The organism is Bradyrhizobium sp. (assembly GCF_049512235.1).
Lineage (GTDB): Bacteria > Pseudomonadota > Alphaproteobacteria > Rhizobiales > Xanthobacteraceae > Bradyrhizobium.
Map to the genome: position 1 here is coordinate 1 of NZ_JBEKXH010000718.1, position 2593 is coordinate 2593.

Here is a 2593-nt window from a genome sequence, read left to right on the forward strand (position 1 = left end):
GTCGAAACTCGCGCCCGATTATCCCGACGCAGCCCCGCTTGCCCGCGCGCTGATTGCGGCGAATTCCGATCGCATTGTCTGGGGCACGGATTGGCCGCATCCAAATTCGGTGACGCCGCCCGGCAAGAAGCCGACCGACCTGACCCCGCTGTACCAGATCGACGACGGCCGCCTGTTCAATCAATTGCCGGTATGGGCGCCGGATGCGGCGGTCCGGCAAAAGATCCTGGTCGACAATCCGGCGCGGCTTTACGGGTTCTGAGCGCGGGTTTGCGGCGTCCTCCGGTCCGGTTGCCGGAGCGTTGCGCAGCGGCAGCTGCGCCACCAGCCGGCGGCCTTGCGCACGATCGATATCGACCGAGCGAGGTGAACACGGCCAGATCGGTGATGCCCTGCGGTGGAAAGCACCGACTTGATCTTGTTGGCGGTGTCGGTGAGGCGCGCTCATGATCTCTGTCGCACCGGCCATTGCGGGGCGTGGCTGCCGAGCGGCATCGCCGGGCGCGCCCAGGAGGCCGGCGTTTTCGACAGCACGGCGGAATGGCTGACGGCCCACAGCGGACCGAAGCCGGAAGGCATCTCCTGCATGAAGGGGCTGGCCGCGTCAGCCTTGATATCTGCGGTATTGAACCCGTCGGCCACGCGGCCGAGATGCCACAGCCATCGTCCGGTCTGCGCCAGGGAGACGCGGACGTGCCAGCTGCCTCCCTCGCGGGACTGGCGTGCCTTGGCCATCATGGCGCCGAATGCCATCAGGTAGCCGGTGGCGTGATCGAGCATTTGCGCGGGCATTTCCTTGGGGCCATCGACGCCGGCGGCCTGGCCTTCGGCGTGATTGAAACCGGTCGCGGTCTGCACCAGCGAATCGAAACCGCGACGTTCCGACCACGGCCCGACATGGCCATAGGCCGACAACGACACCGAGATGATGCCGGGACTGATCTGTGCCGCGTCCTGCGGCGCGAAACCCAGCGTTTCGAGAGCCCGCGGACGATAGCCTTGCGTGAAAATATCCGCACTGGCCAGCAGGTCGCGCAGGCTGCCTCGCCCCTGCTCGCACTTGAGATCGATAAAAGCCGTCAACTTGCCGCGGCCGGTGTCGATGGTAAGCCAGGGGATCGCCGGCAGGCCAGGACCGGAGATCAGGAGAACATCGGCGCCATGAACCGCGAGTGTGCGGCCGGCGACGGGACCGGCGATCACCCGCGACAGATCGAGCACGCGCACGCCCGCCAGCGGACGGTCGCCGGCCGGCCAAGGTCGTGGCGCGGCCTCGCCGATTTTTTCGATGGATACCGGCGGCAATGCGGCCAACGCCCTGGCGTGAGGCAGCTCAGACCACTGGTCGTAGGAGCGCATCATCGCAACCACGCCGCCTTCGCGATAGGCCGCGGTTTCAAAAGCCTCGCCGTCCCATTGCATCAGCGCGGCCTGGACCGCCTCGCGCGCCGGCTCGCAGTCCAGGACCTTGCAGACGGCAGCGCGGTGATGGGCGAAATTGGTGTGCAACCGCACGAAGCGCTGGTCGCCGGTCTTGTAGATGCCGGCGATGGCGTCCCATGCTGGCGGCGGCGGCTTGCCATCCACGCGCAGGTAGCGCTCGCTGCGGCATTCGACAACGGCATGACGCATATCGACCGCGACATCCTGGCTTTGCCCGCTGCGCAGTTTCCAAACCTGCGCCGCCGCCAGTCCGGCCGCGGCAATGCTTGCTTGCGCCGCGGCGGCAACGCGAAACGAGGACGGCAGTTGCGGCTCCGCTCCGGTCAGCGTCACGGCGTCGAGCGCGGCGTGATCGCCGCCGGCCGCGGACCACAGATCGGCGAGAATTTCGCGAGGGGTTTGCATGGCGGTCGCTCTTCTCTAGGTTCGCAGGGTGTGCTGCTCACGCAACGCGCCGGCCGAGAGACAAACCACTTCGGAAATTTGCAGGAGCTGTCGAGCCAGAGGACTCGTCTTGCGCCAGATCATGCCGATGGTTCGCGAGGGTTGCGGGCTTTTGAAGCGGGCAAGTGATACTGACGCCGAGCGTGTCTCCACCGCCACGGCCATTTCCGGGATCAACGTGACACCGATGCCTGCGCTGACCATCTGAACAAGTGTAGAGAGCGAGCTCGCATCCAGCACCTCCCGTGGCGGCGACGATTGCATATTGCAGAACGACAGGGCCTGGTCGCGAAAACAGTGTCCCTCTTCCAGAAGAAGCAGCCTCATTTCGCGCAGCGTTTCGCTCGTGGGCACCGGCGTTCCCTCATCCTCGCCGGGCCGGACCAGCAGGAAATTTTCCGCAAACAAGGCGACCTCGGTCAGCGAAGGTTCGGACACCGGCAGAGCAACGATGGCGGTGTCGAGCCGACCTTGCGCGAGCTCCTGGATCAGTTTCGGCGTCAGCGTCTCGCGTACGTGAATGTCAAGTTCGGGATGCATGCGCGTGAGGTTGCCGATGACCGTCGGCAGCAGATAGGGTGCAATCGTCGGGATCATGCCGATGCGCAGCCGGCCTACCAGCCGTTCCCGCGACGCCCGCGCCAAGTCGCCGAGTTCGTCGACCGAGCGCAGGATGTCGCGGACGCGTTGGGCGATCTCTTCTCCG

Annotated in this window: 3 protein-coding genes; 1 reads left to right on the forward strand and 2 read right to left on the reverse strand. The window is 65.9% G+C overall.

Annotated features, from left to right (window positions below; all coding sequences use genetic code 11):
- Positions 1-262, forward strand: a 262-nt coding sequence (locus ABSG20_RS34375; protein WP_423868881.1) for an amidohydrolase family protein, incomplete at its 5' end; no start/stop codon positions are given.
- A 182-nt stretch (positions 263-444) separates the two neighbouring features.
- Here the strand turns inward: ABSG20_RS34375 and ABSG20_RS34380 are convergent.
- Complete coding sequence (locus tag ABSG20_RS34380; protein WP_423868882.1) at positions 445-1848, reverse strand: CoA transferase; 1404 nt, start codon at positions 1846-1848, stop codon at positions 445-447.
- A gap of 15 nt (positions 1849-1863) precedes the next feature.
- The coding region (locus ABSG20_RS34385; RefSeq protein ID WP_423868883.1) for a hydrogen peroxide-inducible genes activator at positions 1864-2593 on the reverse strand (730 nt) is incomplete at its 5' end.

Coding starts and splice junctions, on each gene's coding strand:
- ABSG20_RS34380 (WP_423868882.1), bottom strand. CDS start 1,848: ATGCAAACCCCTCGCGAAATTCTCGCCGATCTGTGGTCCGCGGCCGGC.